Genomic DNA, 25,516 nt, shown 5'->3' on the forward strand with positions numbered 1-25,516 from the left:
CGCGGCACGCTTGCGGCCGCGGGGTCGTTGTTGGGTGATAAGGCGACTCGCGCGCGGTTCCTGCGGCGGGTCGGGTTTGCGACGGGACAGGAGCCCCGTCGTACGTGTGGTTGTGGCGACAGGCTGGAAGCCTATCCCACAGGGGGTGTGTTAACTGGACAGGCTGGTGATCAAACTGATCAACGGCATGAACAAACTGATCACGATGAAGCCGACCGTGACGCCTAGGAACACGATCATCAACGGCTCGATCAACGCCGTCAGGCCGTCGGTCATCGTCCGCACTTCTTCGTCATATTGGTCGGCGACCTTGTACAACATCGTGTCCAGCTCGCCGGTCTCTTCACCGACGTCGACCATGTTGACGACCAGGTCGTTGACGACGCGGTTTTTGATTTTCAAGGCATAGAACAGGCCCGCACCGACGGCCCCGCCGCCGATCGCATAGGCCGCGATGAAGGTCAGCGTCTGGACCATCACGCCGTCATCCAACTTGGTGCCGCGACTGGTGATCGCCACCGACAACAACAGCAACCCCGGAAAGGATCCGAAGATCGCAAAGAAGAACACCGCCATCGGGTGAAACCCCAACCGGCTCTCTTCACGCAGCGGCTTGCTGATCACTTCACCCTCACGCACCGCCTCGTTGACTTTGCTGAACAGTTTTTCGAACACCGCGTTGCCCGCGGTCTCGCGGGTGATCGCCAGCGCTTCCAGAATCGGCACGCCGCTGCTGACCAACGTCCCCAACGTCCGCGTCGTCCGGGCCAGAATGTTCTTTTCCAACAAGCCCCCGAACACCGGAACCTTGATGATGAACATGTCAAACCCCGTCCGCCCGTGACGGAACTTGCGCATCAATTTGATGAACAACAGGAACATGATCGGCATCACGATCAACAACCACCAATAGCTGGCCAGATAGTTGCTCATCGCGATCAACAACAACGTCGGCGCCGGCAGTTTCAGTTCGAACTCTTCGAACATCTCTTCAAACGTCGGCACGATGAAGATCATGATCCCGGTCAGAATCAGGATCGCGACGATCGCCACGACGATCGGATAGATCAACGCACCCTTGACCTTGCGTTTCAGCGATTCGGCACGTTCCAGGAAGTCGGCCAGACGCTGCAAAATCGTCTCCAGTGCACCGCCGGCCTCACCGGCCTTGATCATGTTAACGTACAGCCGGCTGAAGATTTTGGGCGACTTGGACATCGCTTCGCTGAGCGTCGCCCCGCCTTCGATTTCTTCACAGACGTCCATCAGGGCGAACTTCAACTTGCCCGGTTTTTGGTTGTTCTCGAGAATCTTCAACGAACGCAAAATCGGCAGCCCGGCGTCCTGCAGGATCGACAACTGGCGGGTGAACGCACAGATGTGTTTGGTCTTTGCACCGCCGATCGCGAACCCCCGCTTGCCCTTCTTTTTCGCAGCGGCCGCGGCGGCTTGCTTCTTGACGGAGATCTTCGTGACGAAGTACCCCATCTGGCGTATGGTGGTTTGCGCCTCTTCTTCGCTCGCGGCATCGATCTCATCCCGGATCTCTTGTCCGGCCGCGTCCATCGCTTCGAATTGATAGGTAGGCATTCTCGGTCGCCCTCGGCGGTGGGCCGGCACGCCCCGCGGTCGCGTACTGCGCCGCGGCACTCGCTGCCGGCTGTCTTACAAAAACGTGTTGTTGAAAAAGTGTGTGATCGTTTTATTCGGAAACCGTCTCGCGGACGACTTCGTCCAGCGTCGTGATCCCGTCAAACGCCATCGCCATCCCGGCTTCCCGCAGCGTGGTCATGCCGTCCTTGGCCGCTTCGTCGCGAAGCTCGTCGGTCGACGCGTTGCCCATCACCATCTCGCGAATCTTGTCGTTCAAAATCATCAATTCGAACAACGCGATCCGGCCCTTGTAGCCGGTGTTGTTGCACTGGTCGCATCCGGTACCGCGGAAGAATTTCTTGCCCGCGACGTCTTCGGGTTTCAGCCCCAATTGGAACAGCAGCTCGGTGTTGGTTTTGGTTTCTTCGCGGCACTTGGGGCAAATGCGACGGACCAGCCGCTGGGCCAAAATCGCTTCGACGGTCGCACAGGTCATGAACGCCGGGATGCCCATGTCTTTCAGACGCGTGACGGTCGCCGGGGCGCTGTTGGTGTGCAGCGTGCTGAACACCAAGTGCCCGGTCAGGGCGGCCTGGATGGCGATTTCAGCCGTCTCCAAGTCGCGGATCTCGCCGACCAGGATGATGTCGGGGTCCTGACGCAGGATCGCCCGCAAACAGCTGGCAAAGGTGACGCCGGCGTCGTGATCGATCGGGATCTGGATGATGCCGTCGATGTCGTATTCGACCGGGTCTTCGGTCGTGATCAATTTGTCTTTGATGTCGTTCATTTCCGACAACGTCGAATACAACGTCGTCGTTTTGCCGCTGCCGGTCGGACCGGTCACCAGGATGATGCCGTTGGGGCGATCGATCGCGTGGCGAAACTTTTTCATCATCGCTTCGTCCATGCCGACGTTTTCCAGCGACAGGTTCACGACCGATCGGTCCAACACCCGCATCACGACGCTTTCGCCAAAAATCGTCGGCAGCACGCTGACGCGGAGGTCGACCGGGTGGCCACCGACCATCAACTCGATCCGACCGTCTTGCGGCAGCCGGCGTTCGGCGATGTCCAAATCGGCCATCACCTTGATCCGGGTCGTGATCGCAAACGCCAAGTGACGCGGCGGCGGGACCATTTCATACAACACACCTTCGGCCTTGATCCGGATCCGGAACTCGTCTTCGAAGGGTTCCAAGTGGATGTCGCTGGCGTGGTCCTTGATCGCCAACAGCAACACCATGTTCAACAGTTTTCGCACCGGCGCCGAATCGGCCAACGCCTCGGCATCGGTGATGTTGAATTTCTCGCTCTCCAGCGCCGAGACGGCCGCTTTCAGCTCTTCGTCCTCGGCCAGCTCGGCGACCAGCTTTTCGACGCTCTCGGCTTCGCTGTCATAGTAGCGGCCGATCGTGGCGTTGATGTCCCGCTCGGTCGCCACCAGGACTTCGATGTCATACCCCAGGAACGTCCGCAATTCGTCTTGGACGCTCAAGTTTTGCGGGTCACAGGTCGCCACGGTCAGTTGATTGCCTTCGAACCGGATCGGCACCACGCGGTACAGCTGGGCCATCGTCTCGGTCAGCTTCTCGACCAGCTCGGGCTGCAACTGGATGTCTTCCAGCGAGATCGTCTGCATCGACATCTGTTCGGCCAAGCCCTGGATCAGCTGATCTTCGGTGATCAACTGCATGTCCTCGGCGACTTTTCCGAACAGCGCACCGGGCTGTTGTTCCTGTTCCTCCAGCACGATGTCGCGTTGTTCGTCGGTCAGGAAACCGAGGTCGACCAGGATCTGTCCAATGCGACGTTGTGCCATCGGTGTTTTGCTTCAACAGAAAAGGAGGAATCGTGTCCGGAGCGTCGACGCGGGGCATCGAGCTGCGAAACGAATGGATGGAATGGTTTGTTTTGATTAGGGGGACGTCTTCGTCGCTGCTTAGTCTTCGTCGCCGATCGGGACGGGCGAATCGTCCAACCCGCGACGGGCCTGGACGATGCGTTTGGCCAGGTCGTCCGGGCGATGGGCCTTGGCCAACGCGTCTTCGACGGTCACGGTTTCGTTTTTCCAGTGGTTGAACAGGGCGTCGTCCATCAGCTGCATCCCGAACTTGGCACCGGTCTGCATCGCACTGCTGATTCGGAAGGTCTTGTTTTCGCGAATCAGGTTGGAAACCCCCGGCGTGACGACCAACACCTCGTACGCCGCACAGCGGCCGCCGCCGATCTTGGGCAACAACGTCTGGGCGACGACGCCGATCAGCGTGCTGGCCAACTGGGTTCGGATCTGGTCCTGCAAGTTGCCGGGGAAGGCGTCGATGATTCGGTTGACCGTGCCCTGGGCGCTGTTGGTGTGCAACGTGCCGAACACGACGTGGCCGGTTTCGGCCGCACTGATCGCTGCTTCGATCGTTTCCAGGTCACGCAGCTCGCCGACCAGAATCACGTCGGGGTCTTGCCGCAACGCGCGGCGAATCGCTTCGGAAAAACTCGGCACGTCCACCCCAACTTCGCGTTGGTTGATCGTGCTCATCTTGTGGTCGTGATAAAACTCGATCGGGTCCTCGATCGTGATGATGTGGTGGTCGACCGTCTCGTTCAGCAGATTGATCAGACTGGCCAGCGTCGTCGACTTACCCGACCCGGTCGGCCCGGTGACCAGGAACAACCCCCGGGGCCGGTGCACCAATTTGACGACCGCCTCGGGCAACCCGAGCTGCTCCGGGGTCAATTTGTCGTTGGGGATCTGACGCAACACCATCGAAATGAAGCCGCGTTGCTTGAACACCGAGACCCGAAAACGGGCCATTTCGCCGAACGCGAAACCGAAGTCGGTGCTGCCCGATTCCTGCAGTTCGCGTTGACAGCGTTCCGGAGTGATCGACTTCATCAACGCGACCGCGTCCTCGCCCTCAAGCGTCTTGGTCTCCAACTTCCGCATCCGCCCGTGCAAACGAAACACCGGTGGCTGGCCGACGACGATGTGAATGTCGCTGACGCCTTGCTTGATGGCGGCGTGCAGCAGTTTGTCGATCAGGACGGTTGCCATCGATGGTTTACCTCAAAGTGAGAACAGTCATTTTCTCGTGGGCGGTGGCTGCACGCTCGCGGACGTCGACGCGGGTGGTGTGCATTCCGGCCCAGCCGGGGAAAGGGAATTCAGATGGCGAGAAGCAGAACAAGTTTTCCCCGGAATGCGGGCATTATGTCCGCTTGCGAGGGAAACTTCAAAAAACTTCGCCATCGACGCGAAACTTTTTGCCAATGCCCCCCCGGAAGAACCGAACGGGCGGATTGGCGGCCACTGTGGTTTTGCAATGGCAGGGCGCGGCGAACGTCCCGGCGCCGCTGACAACCAACGTGGTAGCATCGAGTGGCCGGCGCGGGCCCAGGTTGCAAGCAAAATCGACCGCCGCCCGGGGGCGGCTTTCGTCCTCCGCTGGCGCCGTTTTCGGGGGATTACAGCGAGTCCAGGTCGCCGACCAAGTGGCTGAGCGCGAGCGGTTCCTGCTCGGTCTTTTTGGCCACCCGATAGACCTCTTCGAAGGTCGTGATGCCGCGGATCACCTTCAGCATGCCGTCGGCGTAAAGTGTTGACATGCCGCTATTTATGGCTTCGATGCGGAGTTCCTTGGTGTCCGCGCCGCGGAACATCATCTCACGCAGTTTGCCGTTGATGACCATCAGTTCATAGATCCCGATCCGGCCGCGGTAACCGGTTCGTCCACAGTAGGGGCAGCCCTTACCCCGCGAGAACTCCGCTTGGGCGACCATCTCGGGCGGCAGCATGGAGTCGGCGATGACGGCATCGGTGGGCTGGTAGCGGACCTTGCAGCGCGGGCAAATGGTCCGTACCAGCCGCTGGGCGAGGATCGCGATGACCGAACTTGCCACCATGTAGCCGGGTACACCGATGTCCACCATTCGGCTAATAGAACTGGGCGCATCGTTCGTGTGCAGAGTACTAAAAACCAGGTGTCCAGTAAGTGAAGCCTGGATTCCCATCGATGCGGTCTCGTGGTCACGCATTTCCCCGACCAGGATGATGTTGGGTGCCTGACGCAGCATCGAGCGGATGATGCGGGCGAAGTCCAGCCCGATCGCGTGCCGGACTTCGACCTGGTTGATCCCCGGCAGGTAGTACTCCACCGGGTCCTCGGCCGTGATCACCTTGCGGTCGGGTCGGTTCAGCGCGTTCAGTGCCGCGTACAGCGTGGTGGTCTTTCCCGACCCCGTCGGGCCGGTGACCAGGATGATTCCGTTGGGCCGCCGGATCAGGGTGTTGAAGTTTCGGTAGTCGCGTTGGTTCAGCCCCAGCTGCCGCACGCCGACTTTGATGTTGTCCTTGTCCAACAGCCGCATCACACAGGACTGGCCGTGGTTGGTGGGGATGATGCTGACCCGCAAATCGAGCTGTTTGTCCCCCACCGTGATCTTGATTCGGCCGTCGGTCGGGCGTCGTTTTTCCGAGATGTCGATTTTGGACAGAATCTTGATCCGGGCGATCAGGGCCGAAAGCATCCGCCGCGGGGCGCTTTCGCGTTCGACGCAAACGCCATCAATTCGATAACGGATCCGGACGCGTTCTTCGAAGGGTTCGACGTGGATGTCGCTGGCCCGCAGCTGGACGGCTTCCTGGATCATCAGGTTGACCAGTTTGATCACCGGCGCGCTGCTGTCGTCGGCGTCCTCGGCGGTCTCGGCGCTGTCTCCGGATTCGGTTTCGGTAAAGTCGATCGCGGTGTCGGTGAACTCTTGCAGCATCGAGTCAGCCGATTCCCCTTCGACCTGCCCGTAGTACTGGTTGATGGCCCCCTGGATTGACTCTTTCGGGGCGAGTGCGGTTTCGATCTTTCGGTTCAGGATGAAGCGAAGTTTTTCGATCGTTTCCAGATCGAAGGGGTCGGCGATCAGGATCCGCAGCGCACCGTCTTCGACGCTGTAGGGCAGCACCATGTTTTCCCGCGCGACCGACTCGGGCACCAATTCGATCACCTCGTCGGCGATCCGTGCTTCCCGCAGGTCGACGTAGGGGATCTTGTGGAACTTGGCCATCGCCCGAGCGACCTCTTCGGGCGTCGCATACTCCATTTGGATCAGGATGTCGCCGACGTCGGTGGAGGTGTCGCGGGCGACCTGTTCCGCTTCGGAAAGCTGGTCCAAGCTGATGATGCCTTTACGAAGCAGCAGATCGGTGAATTCTTGAATAGCCTGGCCCATGGTTTCGCCTTCGTTAGCGCTGTGGGGGATCGTTGTCGTTTCGAGAAGGGTGCTGACAGATGAATCCGCTTCCTCGGCGTCTGTCCGCACATCACACAGGATACCATCCCAAACGCGAAACCGGTCATCGGCAAGCAAAAGAACTGCCGTCATTTCGAGCAATCGGTTGCGTCCGATGGGGTGTTGAGACGAATTCCAGATCGCGCTGGTGTCTCGCGTTGAGGCGATTTCACTCGCGCTGGTGTTTAGCCTTTAGGCGATTCCCCTCTCGCCGCGAAAGCAGCGAGAGGGGAATCGCCCGGAAGGGCCGTCGTACGTGGCGGCACGCGGGGCGTGCTGAGGCGACCGCTCCGAAGGGCGGTCGTCGAAGGAGCCAGCGAAATGCTTGACTCGATTCGACGGAGCGGTATGATGCCCCCAGCGAACTGATCGCCGCTCGGCGGGTCGATTCTCTGGAATCACCTATCTGAAGTCCTCGCCGAGGCATCGGACTACCCGATCACTTTTGTCATTTGCACACAAGTAGACTTGGGAGAGACCGATGGAAGATGTACGGCGCGTGTTGAATCAGTTTTGGGGCTACGACTCTTTTCGCCCGCTTCAGGAACAATCGATTCGGACCATTCTGGATGGTCGCGACAGCTTGACGGTGTTGCCCACCGGTGCCGGCAAGTCGATTTGTTTCCAAGTCCCGGCCTTGTGCAAGGGGCACCGTGATCGTGAAGGGGCTCGTGATCGTGAAGGGGCTGGTCGCGGCGAGTCGGAATCCGGCAACTTGGCGGTCGTCGTGTCCCCGTTGATCTCGTTGATGCAGGACCAGGTCAACGCACTGAAGAAGAAGGGTGTTCCCGCGGCGCTGGTCAACAGTTTGCAAACGGAGTCGGAGAAGCGGCAGGTCGCCGATCGAATTCGTCGCGGCCAGCTGCGATTGCTGTACTTGGCCCCCGAGCGATTGCTGTCCCCAAAGACGCTCGGTTTCTTGCGACAACAGCAATGTGTGCGTTACTTTGCGATCGATGAAGCCCACTGCGTCAGCCAATGGGGGCACGATTTTCGTCCCGAGTACCAGGAGTTGAAAACGCTGAAGCGGCTGTTTCCCGACGCCTCGGTCCACGCCTTCACCGCCACCGCGTCACAGGCGGTTCGCAGCGACATCGCCTGCCAATTGGGGCTTGCCAACCCGTGCCATTTGGTCGGCAATTTTGATCGCCCCAATTTGACCTACCGGATGCCCCGCGCCGGGCAAAAGATGCAGCAGATCATGGACGTCGTCCATCGTCATCCGGGGCAGTCGGGCATCATTTATTGCCTCAGCCGCCGTGAAGTCGACACGACGACCCAGGCGTTGCGGACGCTGGGGTTCAACGCCAAACCGTACCACGCCGGCATGACCGGTCCGCAGCGGAAATCGAACCAAGACCGTTTCATGCAGGATCGTTGCGACATCATGGTCGCGACCATCGCGTTCGGCATGGGGATCGACAAGCCCGACATCCGCTTCGTGATCCACACCGGGATGCCCAAGTCCGTCGAACACTACCAACAAGAAAGCGGTCGGGCCGGACGCGACGGGCTGGATTCGGAGTGCGTTTTGCTGCACAGCCCGCGGGACTTCCTGGTCTGGAACGACGTGATGCACGGCGATGCCAGCCAAGTCGCCCGGGATTCGTTGCAGGCCATGTTTGAACTTTGCAATGATGTGACCTGCCGGCACAAAGCGATCGTCGAGTACTTCGGTCAGGACTACGGCGTGATGCGCTGCGGTGCCTGCGATGTCTGCCTGGGCGAGTTGGAACTGCACGAACGATCCCGTGAAATTGCACGCACCATTGTCGGCTGTGTTCGAGATTTGAAACAAAAGCACAACGCCGGACACGCCGCGCGGGTGCTGACGGGAAAATCTGACAAACGTGTCCTTCAATTCCATCACGAGCGGCTGAAAAGCTTTGGCGAACTCGGCGAGCACGGCCCGATGGCCGTCAAGGTCTGGATCCAACAGCTGATCAGCCAGAAATACCTGTCCCGCAGCGGCCCCTACCACACATTGGCGGCGACCGAAGCAGGTCGGCGCCTGCTCCGCGGCAAAGGCACGCCCAAGTTGACGGCGACCGGCCGCGGCAAGAAGTCCGCCGGCGGAAACGAGACCTTCGTGCCCGCGATCAGTTCGTTGGCCGCTTTTGAATACTTCCAATCGGGCGATTCGATCGAAGCGGTCGCCCGCAAGATGTCTCGCGCCGAAAGCACGGTGACGCGGTATCTGACCGATTACATCCGCCACAACGGCATCAACGACCCGACACCCTGGGTGAAACCCGAAACGGCTCAACGCGTCTTGGCCAATAAACATCTGGCCGGTGACGGAAAACTGAAACCGATCTTCGATCACTTCAACGGCGAAGTCAGCTACGACGAAATTCGCATCACGCTGGCTTGCGACCGATAGACTGCTGCGATGCATCTACTGCATCTCACCCGCCACGGCACGGGATGCACGAACCGCTATCGTGCGGTAGTGATAGATGTGTCTCATGGAATGGTCGAAATGCTTCACTCGAGTGGGTATCGCCTCGGGCAGAGATTGCGGATTGCCCTGTGCATCCTTCGGAATCCAAATTTTGGCGATCGCGTCGGTACCTACTTCGTAGCCGAATTCAGTGTCCGGATCAGCCATGTAATCATCGCGACCGAGCCCGAACTTCTCCAGCAGCGCCAAGTCCGACGGCCAGCGTTTTTCCTGCAGTCGATATTGTTTGACGGCGATCGCCGTTCGCGTCAGCCTCAATCCCGTTTCCACCGAATCGATTGCGTCTTCGGTTGACATTTGATGAGAACTCAATTGCTGGGCAGTTCCACTACCAACCAGCACTCCCGCGAGCTTCGCGACCAGCGATCTGTTTTGCAATTCGTTTTCGTATTGGTAGTTCCACTTGGCAACATGCAAGTCGATGGCAAAGGGAGGATCCCACGGTTCGTACAATCCTGCCCGGTCGGCGCTAAGTTGTTGAAATGCAGACAATTGATCTTGAAGTCTCGTCAGTTGGTTGGGCTGGTCCCAAAAGCCAACAACGAGTGATTCAGCGATCAAACGTTGATGCGTGCTACTTGCCGGTGCATGCCACAAATAGAAACGAAACGCCGCGGAATAGTCCATCACGGGCGCGATGTCGACCAACAGTTGCAATGTTTCGAGCGCTCGATCAGCATCCTTTTCGACGACTGCAGCATGAAACTCAATTTCCAACAGATGCATGAAGGGCAGCGAACCCCGAATGTCAATGTCCCACATTCGGCCAACGACATAGGGATTCCAAACCGGCGTTTCATCGGCAAGCAACTGTTTCATTTCATCGATCAGTGGCTGTGCTTCATCCGAGAACCGTTGCAATACATCGGGACCGATCTGCCATGCACCAGCTTGATCGGTGGTTTCCAGCAACCCATCGAAGCGAATTTCGAGGCCTTGCACCGCAAACGCTAACGTTTCCCACCGTGCCGAGTTGTCGGTCGATGTATCGGCGTCGTAAACGGTCGCTTGGTCGACGACCGCAGATCCATCGGCTGATCCGGTTGCATTGTGTTGATGGTCCCAAGCCATCTTGACGACCAAAGCGACGGTCAGAACAACGGCGGCGGCCACCAACAGCGGAGGCGCAATCAATCCAGTCAACCATCTGCGTTCCAGCGGCGTCGTCCGTTTTCGCGATGCGGTTTCAATCTGTGATTGCATTCTGCGCCAACTCCTTTTCCCAAGCAGCGAACCATTGGGCACCGGGATATCTGGATCGAATTTCGGTATTCAACAAAGCAGCCTGTGAGGCACCCTTGCGACGCGCTCGATCGCTGTACGGGCCCTGTCCAAACACTTGGTATGTCCCGCTGATCAATTCATCCAGCGTTTTCCGTTGCTCTATCGACGACTGCCCCTGTTCTTCCGCGTCCAACAGATCAAGCAAATGGAACGCGATCGAGTCGATCGTGTGGTTTCGAAAGAGCCACTGACCCAACATGCCGCGGTGAGTTCTAATCCAGACGTCAATCGAGTATCCGCCAAACCGATCTGCAGGTGCGCCGCTTTGACGATCTTCATTCCAGTTGTACCAAGAAACCAAGACGGCCCGGCGGCGAGCGTCCGACCATCCCTGTCTGTCGGCGATTAGCTCCTGTGCTGCTTGCACAGCGGGCCGGTCCAAGTGCATTTGGCATTGGGGGCTGGCAAGCGTGTCTGCGAGCCAAAACACGATCGCATCGGCGTGATCTTGATCAATCACCCGCGGGCTTCGTCGCAGTCTCCGTGCCAGTTTCGTCATGGTATCCATCCATTCATTTAGCTCAGCCAACGCAGCCTGGTCGTCGGGTGACTGAAAGAACCGAACCCTTGCAAATGATGCGAGCGATAGGATTCCATCGAATGTCGTCGCTTCACACATGACACCTCGCTTCTGAGCGTCATCCACATAGACATTTGCCAAATGGGCGGCGGAGAAGTCCCTATCATCATAGGCGACCTCGGACGTGTAATCGCCCGTGCGATTCACGACTGGAAGGTGTCTGCCAACCGGTGTCTGGAATGAGACTTTATCGATTGGCATTCTCACTGAGGCGTTGGCTTTCGTCGCCTGTTGCGCCAGCGAAGTTCTTTGCGTGCTGGTGATGATTGGATAGCTGACATACTCCACCGTGCAAGGAATCAATGGAATCGCGACGAACAAAATAAGTGCAGGGACAGACTTTGCGATTAGTTTGCGTCCCCGCACCCCATCGGCATACGCTCGCATCGAAAGCAAAGTCGCGAGAAGCGGGACAAAATACCAAACCACTGCCAGTGCGATGGTGATCGGTGCGCCGATCCTGGTCGTCCCGCCTATCGAAATCACCGCGCCGGCTAAAAAAAGAGAAGCGGCGGTTGCCGCGGGCGCTAAAAGCAACGAAATGGACAACGCCCGAAAGTTTTGGCCGATCCATTGTGAAATGCTGTAGCAGTACACCGCCAAGAGGATGACGACCGTCAACGGCGGAATATACAGGTAGTGCCTGTCTTCGCTGTCCACCGATATTGAGATCACACCGACCAGAAGGTAGAGCAACGATGCGAACCCCAATACAGCCACCGCCAAGAGGTGCCGTCCGAGCCAGAGTTTCGCCGGTGACGCACCACGATCGGAAAAAAAGCGTAGACGCTCAGCTTTGCCATCACCGGTAAACGCGAACACGCCCAAGCAACAGACGCCTAACAGGCCGCTGATGATAAGCAATGTACCGCCGTTGCGCGAGCTCCCGACATACGGCAGACCGCCGGCGGTGGAGCCAATCACGCCCGCAAAAATGACAAATAAAATTCCCCCAAGCGCAAGTCGATTGCTACCGAACGATTGTCTGAATATCGCCAACGAGGTTGACCGAAAGGGTTGGTCAGGGACGCGCCGCGATGTCTCACCGGATGTGCCGAACGATGGGCCGAACACGGCGTAGGGTGAAAATCGATTTGCATCCTTGGATTCCTTCTCCGCGCTCGCCGGCGACAGGACACGCATCGCCGCCCGCCATCCGAGTGCACCGACAATGACGGATGCGATCAGCGTTACCGCAAGTGCCGCTAGATCCGAAGTCACCGGATCCAAGAAGGCCGTTCCAACGTGTTCCCGGCGGATGTACTCGCCAAGGTGTATGACTGCAAATGGTGCAAACGCCAACGGAACAATGGCGATCAGACTTGCGAACGAGTTCTTGATTCGCCAGCTGGTATAAAATCCACAAACCAAGATGTAGAAGGTGTGCAGATGCCAGGACAGGAACGCAACCTGTTGTGTGATCGAGGCCTCATGACTCAAACTTGGCAACAGCGGAAACTTGAACCCGCCCGGAAACGCACCGACCATCATTTCCAGTTTGATCAGTGCCCAGCAACCGATCCACATCACGCCGAGTGCAAACGTGCTAACGATCAGCTTGATTCGGATCAGGCGTCCCGGTGAGATCGGCATCGATGTGAGCCAAAGGATTGTCTTTTGCTCACGCTCTTGACCAACCGTCATGGCAGCCACACCGACGGCAAACAATCCTGGCAACGCCAGCGGAATGTAGCGGCCAGATTGACGCATTGCGTAGATGTTGTCCGGTGACATTTGCGCGACGAGCATCAATACCAGCCCGGCGGCAAACAAAGCCACAGCCAATGGAAAGAGCTGACGAACTTCTTTCCAAATCAAGCCACGGCTATTGATCAGTGCTCCGGTCATACCCCCCCTCCTTCGATCTCCACCGCGACTTCGGCACGATCGATTGATTCCCGCGATGGCGACTTGCCGGTAAAGGCAATGAAGATCTCCTCGAGCGACAATGCTCGTTCGCTAACACCGGTCACGCCCACCCGGCTTGCCAGCAAGTCGTGCATCCCGGAGTCATAGTGACGAATCACCATGCTGCGTTGCCGACCATAGCTCTGTTCGCCGAGCACCTCGGCCGGCGCGGGAAGTGTCGGCAGTGCAACAAGCGGATCTTCGAAACTGACGGCCACCTCGGTGACCGAATCCTTCAGCGTGTCCAACGGTTCGCAAACTCGCACGATGCCGTCGTGGAGGATTGCGACGACGTCCGCCACCCGTTCAACTTCAGCCATCTGATGGCTGGAGAGAAAGACCGTTCGTCCGGACGCAGCGCGATCGATCATGCTTTCCAAGAAATCACGGCGGACCTTCGGATCGAGCCCCGACGTCGGTTCGTCCAGAATGAGCAATTCAGGGTCATGAGCGAGCGAAAGAGACAGCGCAACTTTCGCACGCTGGCCTTTGCTCAAATGACGAATTTTACGGTCTTCTGGAATCTCATAACGCCGAATGGATTCCTGATAACGCGGCAAAAAATGTTGGTCGTAGAGTGTGGCTGCAAACCATCCGATCTCACCGACCCCCATCCAGTCATACAGCGCCGGCGCGTCGGAGACATAACCCGCTCGGCGTCGGATTTCCAAAGCGTCCTTTGCAGGATCCAGATTCATGATCCGGCAGGTTCCCGATGTCGGCATTTGAAATCCCGTCAAGATGCGGATGAGCGTCGTTTTGCCGGCACCGTTTTCGCCGAGCAAGGCAAAAACCGTCCCTTCGTCGACGTGCAGCGTGACACCGCGTAACGCATCGCAGCCCCGAAAACGCATCGTCAAATCGGATGTCTGAATAATGTGATTCATGAATGGAATGCCGCGTGAAAGATGTGCGGGGGCGGTGATGGAGTCTGCAAACCTGATAGGAAATTTAAAATTCAGTCGGGAACCGGTGACCCGATCTGAGCCACCTTTCCCTCCAAGGCCTTCAGTTTGCGTGTAACGATCTGCTGGACTTCTTTCCCCGACAGCCCAGCGCTGAGCGCTTCGGTTAAGACGCCGGTAATACGATCCGCAATGATTTCTTGGCGTTGAATTCGGCAAGTCGCGGTCGCTCCGTCACAGACGACCATTCCCTTCCCGCGCAGTGTTTCAACGATGCCTTCGGCTTGCAGATCCTGTAACGCCCGCGTGACGGTGTTTGGATTGACCGTCATCTGCTGGCTGAGCGCTCGAACGCTGGGAATAAGCTGACCGGGCCGCAACGTCCGCTCAGCGATGGCAAATTTGATTTGACGCACGATTTGCAAATAGATCGCAACGCCGTTTGAAGGGTCAATCGTGAATAGCATCGCTTCCCACATCTCCGGCCACCTGGTGTACTAGATAGATGGTAACGCGGTCAGGTGAGCGTGTCAAGCAATCGGGCTGACGAGAAGAAAAGCGGCAACAGACTCTCACTACGAACTCGCCAGGGAGGGTTCGTTCTTAATTCGAAGGCGCGGGGCACGCGCGAGCCGATCGACATGCTGTGGCATCACTGGTACATGCGGCGCCGTCCTTCTGGGAGATCCCGCCCACCCATTCCGCCTGGATTTGAGCGACTAAGTGTCCCAGTCGACCGGTGACAACATCTGCATCCTGCCGGCGACACAATCGGCGGAACCATCTGGGCTCTTGCCGCGTCTGTGGTAGTGCCGCAAGCAAGAGGATCGCGGTAAAACCAAAACGCTCTTTGAGGACAACCATGGCCCTTCGGCTCGTCGCATTCATTCTTTCGATCGCCTTCGTCACGGGCATCGGATTTGCCGCTGACGCCAACGATCGTTTTGCGCTCACTGCCGAGCGTCCCACGCTGGCAATGACGCCCCAAGACGGCCCGGTCGGCATCCATGTCGCTGGGCGTGATCGAATGGTTGCCTGCGTCTTCGATCCCGCCTCTCCACAAAATCGGTTGCCCTCAAAAACCAAAGCGATCGTGTTGATCGATCTGAAATCGGGCCAAGAAATCAATCGCTTTGCCTTCGATGGACCGCTGGTCGTCCGGACGACCGCCTGTTCAGCCGACGGCCGCTACCTGGTGGTTTGTGATCAACGTTCGGCGCGACAGTTTGATTTGGAGAACGGTGTCCTCGTTCGCACGTTGCCGGTCAACAGCACTCGAAGTTTCCCGGTGATTTCTCCGGCCGAACCGGTTCTCGCACTCTGCGACGATCGCGACATTTCGCTGTGGGACCTGACCGATGGCAGTCGGATCGCCGATCTGCCCCCGCATCCGACATCCATCGCCAGCTGTGACTTTGACGATCGCGGAACGACGATTTTGTCAAGTTGCCAAAAACTGACCCGTCAGTGGGATTTGTCGTCCAAGACGTCCAGGGCGATTCCCTTGGAGCACTCGTTGCAACACCTGTCAATCGCTGCGGAAGGGACGCAGATCATTGGCCAATTTCAAAAGACGGTGATGGAGCGCGGCGTGGCAAGCTTTGACGCACGGTCGGGGCGGCGACTTTTGCACCTGCCGTACCACTCTTGGCCGGTTTTCGATTCCAAAGCCGATCGCCTGTTCAGCTGCGATGGTAGCAGCGACGAAGGGACTGCGATCGATGCGGTCCAGATTCGCGCACTCGCATCACCCGATCGAATTCGTTATCTCCCGTTCGCCCCCGAAGTCAACGCAATAATCAGTCGCAATCCGTATTTCTTCACCGATGGCCTTGCGCTCTCAGCGGATCGCCAGTACCTGATCCTTCGTCTGGAGTACGGTCGACTGTCACAGGTTTGGAAATTGGATCGGTCGATGGATTCGTTGGCGACGGAATTTGATCCCGCGCTGAAGCATCGTCACATACCGCTGACGCCGAAAGTCGCCGCCAAGCCCAAGACGCGCGAGGAGGCGTTTCTTGAAGAGATCCGCGGCATCGAATCCAAGGTTCGTGAACTGAAGGAACAAGGCAAAGTCGCCGAAGCGGAGAAAGCCATCCAGGACCTGTTGGCGGCCGGGGACCGGCGCCTGCAACGCGCCCCGATCCGACACCAAAACCTGATCCGAAACTGCGGTCAGGCCTATCGACACGTTTTAGGAAACCACCAGCGTGGATTGGAACTGCTTCAGCGGGCGATTCAGATGGCTGAATCGGACGGGCGATTCGGTGACGGTTGGACGTATTTGTTGCGGCAAATTGCCGAGACACAACACGCGCTGGGGCAACACGACAACGCCGTGGCGACGTACCAACGCTACCTGGATCACCAACGCACCCAGGAAAAGGCGGTCGACTGGGACGAATATCGACAGATGGCCAATTTCGTAGCCAAGGCCGAAGATGTCCGAGCCGCACTCAAGTGGCGCGTGCAAGCGTGGGAACGGGCCGACGAGGCGCACGGAGCGCTCAGTCGTCAAACACGCGATCTGTTGACCGAATTGCTCGCTGACGTGCGCGAGACGGACCGGTGGGAGGTGCTCCAACCGGCCTTGGTCGAACACTACAAGCAGTCCAAGCAATTACTGGGCCCGAATCATCCCGACACCGCTCACGCAGCGGCGCAACTGGCGCTACTGTTCGAACGATTGGAAAAATTCGAGCTCGCGCTGTCCGGAATGGATGAAAGCCAGCGGGCTTTTCGCGATTACGTCGCTCGGACGTTGCCACTGTTGTCAGAGACCGAGCAGGCGGAGTTTTTGCGGCAGCGGTTCCAACCCGCGTTTCACGATGCCTTGGAAATGGCGGTGCGATTGAAATCGGTCCCCCGCGCCGCCGAATTGTCTGCCGGTTGGGTCTTGAACGCCAAAGGCGCATCAACGCGCGCCCTGGCCGAACGCCATCGCATGACCGCATCGACGCAAGATCCCCAAGTCCGGAAGATTGCGGAGCAACTTGCCGAAGTCCGCGAACAAATCTCATCGCTGACCTTGTCCGCTCTTCAGAATCCTACCAACGGACTCAAACCCACGGGCGCCGCGGCGGAGCGACACGACCGGCTCGACGCGCTCCGCACTCGCGAATCAGAACTGTCATGGCAACTGGGTTCGACCGGTTGGACAGAGCTTCGGCAATCCCCATGGAGCGACCTGTCGAGTGTTCGGCAACGCATTCCCGGCGACGCGGTGCTGTTGGAATGCGCGGTCGCCGGCGTGCGCACCAAACTGGACAGTTCGATCACCCGCGAACTGATCTCGATCGCGCCGACGCATCGTGGGTTGCAGGCCCTGGTCTGGGTCATCCCGCCGGTCGGCCGCGGGGAGATTCAATTGGAAGTGGTCTGCGATGACTGGAATCAATTGTCGCGACCGCTGATCCAATTTCATGCCAGCTTGGGCGGGCAGATGATTCCCAATGACTTTATTGCAGCGATCAACCAACACCTCGACGTCATCTCGACACTGGTCCTGCATTCGCTGCCCGACCAAGTGATGACCACCCCCAAGTGGCTCGTCTCGCCCGATCATCAATTGTGGCGAATCCCGTTTGCGGCATTGACCAAACCCGACGGGAAACGGGTCATCGAAGACCACGAAATCCAATACCTGCTCAGCGGTCGCGATCTGTTGGCGATCAAAACGGTCCAGCCGGTGTCCGCACCGTTGATGGTTGCCAATCCCGACTACGGAAACGATGCGAACGGCCAGCCGGCCAGCGTCCCCTTTTCACCGTTACCGGGAACGGCCAAGGAAGCACAGGCGGTATCGCCTTATTTGCGAACCCTGACAGGCTCTGCCCCACGAATCGCCCTCGGCGCCAATGCCCAAGAGGACGTCGTGAAAACCGCCAATCGGCCTCGGATCGCCGTGTTCAGCACGCACGGGTTTTCGGAGTATCGACACGAACAACACCCGATGGCGACCTGCGGATTGGCGTTTGCTAACGCAAACTCGGCCTTCGGTGGCCAGGGCGATGGCATTCTGACGGGATTGGAAATCTTGGATTGCGATTTTCGAGGGACCGAACTGGTTGTCCTCAGTGCCTGCCAAACCGCCGTCGGAAGCGCCAGCAGCGGTGAGGGTGTGGCGGGGTTGAGCCATGCCTTTCGTCTTGCGGGCGCGAAAACGGTCGTGGCGACGCTGTGGTCCATCCCCGACCAGATCACGGCCGACTTGATGAAGGACTTCTTTGACCAGCTGTCCGGCGGCAAGCCCCCCGCGGCGGCGCTGCGATCGGCTCAACTGGCCACGATGCGCCGGCTCGATGCGCAGGGGCTTCCTCCCATGCCGCACCTGTGGGCCGCCTTTACCGCGGCCGGGATTTCACAGCCGATTGGTCCCGATGCGGGCGCCGCCGATGCGCTCGGGTTTCGGACTTGGCGCAGTGCGGACGGCAAACATGCGACAATCGCCAAATGGATCGCGACCCATCGAGACCGAGTCGTCCTGCAGAAGCAAAACGGTGATCAAATCGAAGTCAGCCTGAAAAGTCTGCACGCCGATGATCGCCAATGGCTGCGCGAGTTTAAAGGGGACGGGGGTTGATAGCCCTGCGCTGGTGTCCAGGCTTTAGCCGCACACACTCGCTGCGTAGCCGCGACGGGAGATCGCCTGAAGGCTAGACACCAACGGTTCACCCTTTTTCGCTTTCGCGAAAATACTCTTTCGGGAATTCGGCCTGTGGTGCGTGATCGGGATGCCGCCAGGGAAAGTTCGGACCGCGGTCTTCCAGTAACGGAACGTCGTTGCCGCCGGATTCTTTCAGCAACGTCCAGAGCGTCTGATTCATCGCTTTGATCCGTGCTTGAATCGATGGATGATCGATCAGGTTGTTCATTTCTTCGGGATCGTTTTGCAAGTCATAGAACTCGTCGCGGTCCCAAAGTCCGTGACAACGGATGTATTTCCAACGACCGCCGATCACCGCGTGCAACGTCGGTGTGTGGGGATAATTTCGTTCCCAATAGTATTCGTACAGCAAGTGTTTTCGCGTCACTTCGTCGGTCGAAGTTCCGCAGATCGATTTCCACAAGCTGATGCCGTCGACCGCCGCGGGGCATTCTGCGCCGGCGGCTTCCAACAACGTCGGCGCGATGTCGATGTTGCCGATCAGGTGGTGGTAGGTTTGACCGGCCGGGATTCGCCCCGGGGCCTTCATCAACAACGGCACCTTGGCGCTCGCTTCATAGGCGACGCGTTTATCGATCAAACCATGATCGCCGAATTGAAACCCGTTGTCGCCCATGTAGACGAACACGGTGTTGTCAGCGAGCCCGGATTGTTGCAGGTATTGATTTAAGCGACCGACGCTGTCATCGACGGCCAAGATCGATTCACAGTAGCGACGGTAATAAACCGTCGGTGAAAAGTCGGCCATGTTGTATCCGAAATCGACGCCGTGCCGACTGTTACGTTGGTTGCGGACCCACATCGGTAGGTCTCCGGCGTCCATCTGTTCGGGCGTGGGAATTTGGATCGGCAACGGTTGGTCGTCGTAGCGACCGCGGTGACGATCGGCGGGGACGAAATCCGCATGAACCCCTTTGTGGCTGACGTACAAAAAGAACGGTTTGTCGGATTGTCGATTCGCCAACCAGTCGATCGCATAATCGGTCAGTTCATCGGTGATGTAACCTTTCTGGGCGACTCGTTTCCCATTGACATTAAAACCGTCGTAGGTCGTTTGGGGCACTTCGCGTGTGGTCCCGTGACCGTCGGGCCAGTACGTGCCTTGTCCTTTGAATGCGACCCAATGATCAAAGCCGCGCTGCGGGTCGTCGATGTCACCGCCCATGTGCCATTTGCCGATGAAGGCGGTTTGGTAGCCGGCGGTTTGCAGTTGTTGCGGAAAGAACACCAGATCGGCATCGACCGGATGGTAGTTGTCCACGACGCGATGATTGTGCGCATATTGTCCGGTCAAAATCGACGCGCGACTGGGGGAGCACAGCGAGGTCGTCACGTAGGCGTTGGTGAACATCGCACCGGAGTCGGCGATCGCGTCGATGTGCGGCGTTTCGATGAACGGGTGTCCGGCGGCGCCGATGCAGTCATAGCGATGGTCGTCGCACAGGACAAAGACGATGTTGGGCGGTGCGGCCGAGGCGTGTCGGCCGACGCAACAACAGAGCAAGCCGATCGAGAACAGAAGGAGTGGAAGACAGACCGGAGGGCACTGTAGGCGGCTTTGAGGCATGGGATCGAAACAGGGCGCCAGTTGAATGGATGACGGCTGGGAAATTGGCACAAAAAAACCCACCGATGGCAAAGCGTACCCACGGATCCCAAACCGATTTATATCCGTGGGTACGCTTTGCCATCGGTGGGCTGATTCGATGTTGGGCTCGGGTTGGAAAGGCAACCTCGTCGAGCCGGCGATCACTCGTCGCGGATATCGGCGGTCAGGATCGCTTTGGCGGTGACCGATTCTTCACCGGCGGTGGTGATCAAGACGGTGACCTTTTGTGGGCCTTCGGCGTCGGTCGGCACGAAGGTCGCCGGGACGATATGGATGGTCTTGGCGACGGCAACCTTGGGGAACGTCACATCCCAGCCTTCACAGGTGATCGATTCGATCGTGAACGGGGTGGCGCCTTTGATGACCAATCGCTTTTCGATCTTTTGGCCGGGTTTCAGGCTTCCAAACGCGATCGCTTGGGGCGAGATGCTGAGCGGGCTTTCGACCGTTCCGGCGACGGGGAAGGGAACTTCGGGTCGTTTCGTGTCGTTGGTGATCACGATGATTTCGTTTTGGAAGGGGCCCGTGGGGGCATCTTCGCGGATTGCGACGGTCAATTCATAGTCGGTCCGTCCGGCGCCTCGGCTGACCAGTTTTTTGCTCGGGACCAACCACGGCACGTTGCTACGCACGTCGACGATTTCCCAATTGCTGCGTCCGGCGTACAGCACGCGAGTTGACTTGGACGCCGATTCGCCTTGGGCAACCGTTCCGAACTCGATCGCACCGGGGTGGAAGACCATGTCACTGCGGATGTATCCGTCGACCCGCAAGCGGACTTCGCGATAGAACGGTTTATCGAACACGACGGTCAGCGTCGCGCCTTTCTTGCCGCGAAAGGTGTCGGTGTTAAACCGTGCCAGAATCGATCCCGTCTGACCGGGCTGGATGTACTCGGTTTCGACGATCGGGGTGGTGCAGCCACAGCTGCGGCGCACGGTCTGGATGTGCAGCGGCTCGGTGTAGGGGTTGTAAACGGGGAATCGGAATTCCGTTTTCGAAGCCACCGCGACGGTCCCGAAGTCGTGCTTTTTGATCGCAAATGCGTTGTCGGGCCATTGGGACTGGGCTGCGACGCTGGCGGAGATCGAAAGCGAAGCCGCAAGGATGACAAGGGCGGTGACGGTGGCGCGGAACATGTGGTGGACTCCCCCCGGATGGCGATTGATTGTCGTGACAAAATTCATGTAGCGCGAATACTCCACAAGGTGCTCCCCGCTGGAGGGAACCTAGGTCAAGAAATCGCATCTCGCGGTCGCATCGCCACAAAATCCTCGCCGTAATCACGCCGCCGATTGTCGTCAAATCGGTGCGCCGGTTGATCTTAGGGAGGCTTCGGGGGACTGTCCTGGTTAGACCGCCGGTGGACCCTTGTCGCATTCTCCGGTATGAATCCTGGTACGATGGGAATGATTACCGAATCCAACAAGTTGGGCAAGGGAATCCCCCGAACTTGAACTGTTTTTCCACAATATCCGTACCACCGGATGTTCGGATTCTCACGTCTGCGTTGACTTGATGGAAAACCACCCCGATAAAGAAAGCGAGCCCGGTGTCGATGCCCCCGAGCGGTTCGCCGCTGCCCTGGAGCGTGTCCGCGACGGAGATGACGAAGCGATCGGCGAGCTTTGGGACGGTTATTTCCAGCGGTTGGTTCGATTGGCGGCCAAACGGCTGCCGGCGAATTTAAAACGGGCTGGGGACGAAGAAGACATCGCCCTGTCGGCCTTTCACAGCTTTATCGCGGGGATCCGCCGCGACCAATTCCCGGATCTGAGTGGCCCCGACAACCTGTGGGGGTTGCTGATCACATTGACGGGCCGCAAAGTCAATGCGCACCTGAGATTCCAAACCCGTCAGAAACGTGGCGGTGGCGCCGTGCGTGGCGAGTCCGTTTTCATGCATAGCGACGACACCCGCAAGTCGCCCGGAATCGGCGGAGTGTCCGACGAAGCGATGACGGCGGATTTGAATGTCGAACTGGAGGAGGCCTGCAACACGCTGCTGGACCAATTGCCCGACGCCCAATTACGGCAGATCGCCGTGATGCGGATGGACGGCTTTCTGGTAGACGAAATCGCCGATCGGCTGGGGATCAGCAAACGAGCGACCGAACGCCGATTGCAATTGATCCGGCGGACGTGGTCGGAAGCTGCCCATTCCGACGAAGACGACTCGGATGAGTCTGATTGAACCAATGCCCCGGTGGAAACACGATGAATTTGGACGACCTGACCGCCGCCGAATTGGCCGCCATCGACACGGTGTGCCTGGAGTTCGAGGAATGTTTTGACAGCGACCGTCCGCTGTCGGTCGAGCAAGCGATCAAGGCGTACATCGAACAACACGCCGGAACCCCACTCCGCGAGCACATCGAACTGCTGCGCGAGGAATTGCTGGCGATCGAGAGCGAACTGCAATCCAAACGCCATCGCGCCCGTCAAGCCACCGAATCGATCCCGACCCCCTTTCAGTCCAAGACCGGATCGCCAGGCCTGGGGCGGATGCCCGCCGAACGATCACCCACCGGCCACCGTGACACGAGCCCTTTTGCCGGGCACCGTTCCCCCTCCGACGCGATCAATCTCGACCCCACCGATCAGCAATCGCCTGACACCCACTGGATGGCTCCCTCACCGGGCTCTCCCTCACCAGGCTCTCCCTCACCAGGCTCTCCCTCACCGGGCTTCGCGACTCCCGCGGACGCCAACGACGACACCAAAGCAGAAGGGAGCCCCGAGGTCGCCGAAGCGGATGCCAGCATGCGGGCACGACGCGAGCACCCTGACGGCGAATCAGCCAGCTCCATCGGCCCCTACGCGATCAGCCGCGTGTTGGCCCGTGGTGGGATGGGCGTCGTCTATCGCGCCATGGACACCCGGCTGGATCGTCCCGTCGCGATCAAGATGCTGGGGTTTCCCCATCTGGCGTCCTCGGATCCCAAACGGATCGAATTGGTGGAACGGTTTGAGCGCGAAGCCAAGGCGGTCGCGGCGCTTTCGCACCCGAACATTGTGGAGTTGTTCGATGTCGGCATGGCAGGCAACGCGCCCTATGCGGTGATGGAGTTTTTGAGCGGGCTGACGCTGGCCGACCAGCTTGCCGCCGGCCCGATGTCGCCCGAACAGACCTGCCAAATCGGAATGCAAATCGCCGGCGCGTTGGCAACGGCCCACGCCGCCGGTGTCATCCATCGCGATTTGAAACCGCAAAACGTGATGCTGGTCGACCACCACGACTCGGACCACGATTCCGGGCCGCGTGTCAAACTGGTCGACTTTGGACTTTCGCGGGTCAGCGATTCGGCGTTTCCGGGCGATGACCAGGACGCCGGCCGGACGCGTTCGGGAACGATCCTGGGGACCCCGGGCTACATGGCCCCCGAACAAGCCCGCGGAGAATCGGCAACCACCGCGGCCGACATGTTCGGATTCGGATGCGTGTTGTACGAAGTGTTTTATGGCAAACAGGCGATCCCGGGCGCCACGCCGGCGGATCGTCTGGCCGGCACCCTTCGCGGCGAAGTGGAATACGACCGTCAGCCGTGTGAGAAGTCCAAGGTGCTGTGCGAGCTGATCGCGCAATGCTTGGACAAAGATCCCGCCAAACGCCCGACGGCCACCGACGTTTACGCGCGGTTGCGGCGGTTCGACATCAATCGCAGCGTTTCGTCGGCTCCGGAGCGGGCGGGGCATCCCGTGTGCGGCATCGATTCCGGCGAAGGGATGCTGCGTCGACACATGTTGACGACCCTTGCCGGAGGACTGCTCGGCGGCATGTTCGGCTCCCTGACGCTGGGAAAAGCGACGGTCAATATGGGGGCGATCGAATCGATCGCGGTGTTGTCGCTGCGTGAGGTCAACGCGTCGACGGCCGAGGACAACGACGGGGACATGCTGCTGGCCGAACGCGGCTTGGCCGATGGCGAAATCCTCGCTTCGGCGTTGGTCAACGAACTCTCGGCCGTGGACGGTTTGACGGTGCTTCCCTATCGGCCGCAGACGGCCCAGACGCCCCAACAATTCGTCTCGCTGGGAGCTGAATTGGGCGTCGATGCGTTCTTGACCGGCTCTTATGAAAGCCAGACTTCGGGTCAGCAGAAGTATTGGTTGGTCAATTGGCAATTGGTCAGTGCGGTCGACGGCAGCGTTCTGGACGGCAAGCAGTTCGTGACCGAGCAAACGGTGGCCCTGCCGGGAGGACAGTTCCTGGCGCAAAGCGTCGTCGCCTCGGACATCGCCCGACAAATCGGTCGTGCGTTGGTCACCAGCGGCCAGAAACAAAACGCCCCCGACCCGATGGCCTATGGATGTCTGATGCGAGGGCATGCTTACGGTGATGCCGATTGCACCAAAGGGCTGGAGCGGGCGATCAGCTGTTTTGAAAAAGCTCATGAAGAAGACCCGCGGTTGAGCGAACCACTGGCGGCGATCGCGCTGGCGTCGTTGAACCTGGCGGCGCGAAGCGACACCGCCGAATCGCTCGCCCACTTGGAAAAAGCACGCACCAGCATGACCAAGGCGCTCGAAAAAGACCCCAGCTCGGTCGACGCCCGTGTGGCTCAAGCGATGATCGAATGGCAATCGTTGGACCATTACGATGAAGCGTATCGGTTGTTCGCCGAACTGCACCGCCAACACCGATACAACTTTCAAGTCCAACATCAACGCGGCTTGCTGTTGGCCGCACTCGGTTTGGGCGAGCAAGCGATCGACGCGCTCCGAACCGCGACCAAATTGAACCCGATGTCGATGCTGATCAAGACCGACAAGAGCCGCGTCGACTGGTTCTTTCAATACGACCGCCGTGCACTTGTCGACGCCCAGCGCTATCGTGACTCGACCCCCGAAGGCAATCCATCTCGTCTGCTTGCCATCGGATTGCTGATCGACATCTACGAACAACAACGGGACTACCGGAGCGCGGCGGCGGAACAAGGATTTGCCGCCGAGCCGACGTCGGCCGAAGAGTATTTTCGTCAGCGGGAGACCAGGTTGGCCGAGTTTCCCTACGGACCGTTCGGGTCATCACTCAATCGCGCCATCTTTGATCTGCGAACCGACGCGGATCTGGACGACGGCCTGTTGGGGCGGCTGAGCGAATCGGGGGCGACGATGTTCCCGTTGCTGTTGGCCCAGCATCCGGCGTTCTTTGATCTTCGCGTCCGCCCGGCGGCCGCGCCGTACCTACCGTCGGCCAAGGACATCACTCGGACGGCCTAGCA

The 25,516-nt window shown here is 58.9% G+C and carries 14 protein-coding genes; 4 read left to right on the top strand and 10 right to left on the bottom strand.

Annotation, left to right across the window (positions count from 1 at the left end):
* Positions 1-150 precede the first annotated feature (150 nt).
* From H1B37_RS06355 to H1B37_RS06370, 4 genes are all read right to left on the bottom strand, one after another.
* Positions 151-1,590, bottom strand: coding sequence for a type II secretion system F family protein (locus H1B37_RS06355; protein WP_182865790.1), 1,440 nt, complete (start codon positions 1,588-1,590; stop codon positions 151-153).
* A 112-nt stretch (positions 1,591-1,702) separates the two neighbouring features.
* The gene (locus tag H1B37_RS06360; protein ID WP_182865791.1) at positions 1,703-3,415 is read right to left on the bottom strand and encodes a GspE/PulE family protein; all 1,713 of its coding nucleotides are present in this window, start codon (positions 3,413-3,415) and stop codon (positions 1,703-1,705) included.
* Positions 3,416-3,535: 120 nt separating this feature from the next.
* Positions 3,536-4,645, bottom strand: a complete 1,110-nt coding sequence (locus H1B37_RS06365) for a type IV pilus twitching motility protein PilT (RefSeq protein WP_182865792.1) — start codon at positions 4,643-4,645, stop codon at positions 3,536-3,538.
* A gap of 410 nt (positions 4,646-5,055) precedes the next feature.
* Positions 5,056-6,816: a GspE/PulE family protein gene (locus H1B37_RS06370; protein ID WP_182865853.1), complete on the bottom strand. Its 1,761-nt coding sequence runs from the start codon at positions 6,814-6,816 to the stop codon at positions 5,056-5,058.
* Positions 6,817-7,357: 541 nt separating this feature from the next.
* Here H1B37_RS06370 and H1B37_RS06375 point away from each other — a divergent pair.
* Positions 7,358-9,259 carry a RecQ family ATP-dependent DNA helicase gene (locus H1B37_RS06375; protein ID WP_182865793.1) on the top strand — a complete coding sequence of 634 codons (1,902 nt, stop codon included), beginning with the start codon at positions 7,358-7,360 and terminating at the stop codon, positions 9,257-9,259.
* A gap of 15 nt (positions 9,260-9,274) precedes the next feature.
* On the opposite strand, the gene H1B37_RS06380 is transcribed toward H1B37_RS06375, so the two are convergent.
* The 4 genes from H1B37_RS06380 to H1B37_RS06395 form a co-directional block, all read right to left on the bottom strand.
* Complete coding sequence (locus H1B37_RS06380) at positions 9,275-10,543, bottom strand: hypothetical protein (protein WP_182865794.1); 1,269 nt, start codon at positions 10,541-10,543, stop codon at positions 9,275-9,277.
* A complete protein-coding gene (locus H1B37_RS06385; protein WP_182865795.1) occupies positions 10,527-13,052 on the bottom strand; it encodes a hypothetical protein in 2,526 nt (841 codons plus the stop codon). Before H1B37_RS06385 ends, H1B37_RS06380 begins: the two co-directional genes overlap by 17 nt.
* Positions 13,049-13,999: an ABC transporter ATP-binding protein gene (locus tag H1B37_RS06390; protein ID WP_182865796.1), complete on the bottom strand. Its 951-nt coding sequence runs from the start codon at positions 13,997-13,999 to the stop codon at positions 13,049-13,051. Before H1B37_RS06390 ends, H1B37_RS06385 begins: the two co-directional genes overlap by 4 nt.
* Before the next feature lie 71 nt (positions 14,000-14,070).
* Positions 14,071-14,484, bottom strand: coding sequence for a GntR family transcriptional regulator (locus tag H1B37_RS06395; protein ID WP_182865797.1), 414 nt, complete (start codon positions 14,482-14,484; stop codon positions 14,071-14,073).
* Between the two features lie 395 nt (positions 14,485-14,879).
* Between H1B37_RS06395 and H1B37_RS06400 the strand changes: the two genes are divergently transcribed.
* The gene (locus H1B37_RS06400) at positions 14,880-18,599 is read left to right on the top strand and encodes a CHAT domain-containing protein (RefSeq protein ID WP_182865798.1); all 3,720 of its coding nucleotides are present in this window, start codon (positions 14,880-14,882) and stop codon (positions 18,597-18,599) included.
* An 88-nt stretch (positions 18,600-18,687) separates the two neighbouring features.
* On the opposite strand, the gene H1B37_RS06405 is transcribed toward H1B37_RS06400, so the two are convergent.
* Together H1B37_RS06405 and H1B37_RS06410 are read right to left on the bottom strand one after the other, a co-directional pair.
* Positions 18,688-20,250, bottom strand: a complete 1,563-nt coding sequence (locus H1B37_RS06405) for a sulfatase family protein (protein ID WP_182865799.1) — start codon at positions 20,248-20,250, stop codon at positions 18,688-18,690.
* A gap of 182 nt (positions 20,251-20,432) precedes the next feature.
* Positions 20,433-21,431 carry a DUF1573 domain-containing protein gene (locus tag H1B37_RS06410; RefSeq protein ID WP_182865800.1) on the bottom strand — a complete coding sequence of 333 codons (999 nt, stop codon included), beginning with the start codon at positions 21,429-21,431 and terminating at the stop codon, positions 20,433-20,435.
* A gap of 379 nt (positions 21,432-21,810) precedes the next feature.
* On the opposite strand from H1B37_RS06410, the gene H1B37_RS06415 reads away from it, so the two are divergent.
* Together H1B37_RS06415 and H1B37_RS06420 are read left to right on the top strand one after the other, a co-directional pair.
* Positions 21,811-22,485 (top strand): ECF-type sigma factor, encoded by a 675-nt coding sequence (locus tag H1B37_RS06415; protein WP_182865801.1) that lies wholly within the window; start codon positions 21,811-21,813, stop codon positions 22,483-22,485.
* Positions 22,486-22,508: 23 nt separating this feature from the next.
* A complete protein-coding gene (locus H1B37_RS06420; protein WP_182865802.1) occupies positions 22,509-25,514 on the top strand; it encodes a protein kinase domain-containing protein in 3,006 nt (1,001 codons plus the stop codon).
* Positions 25,515-25,516: the final 2 nt, after the last annotated feature.

This window comes from Stieleria mannarensis (assembly GCF_014154935.1).
Taxonomy (GTDB): domain Bacteria; phylum Planctomycetota; class Planctomycetia; order Pirellulales; family Pirellulaceae; genus Stieleria; species Stieleria mannarensis.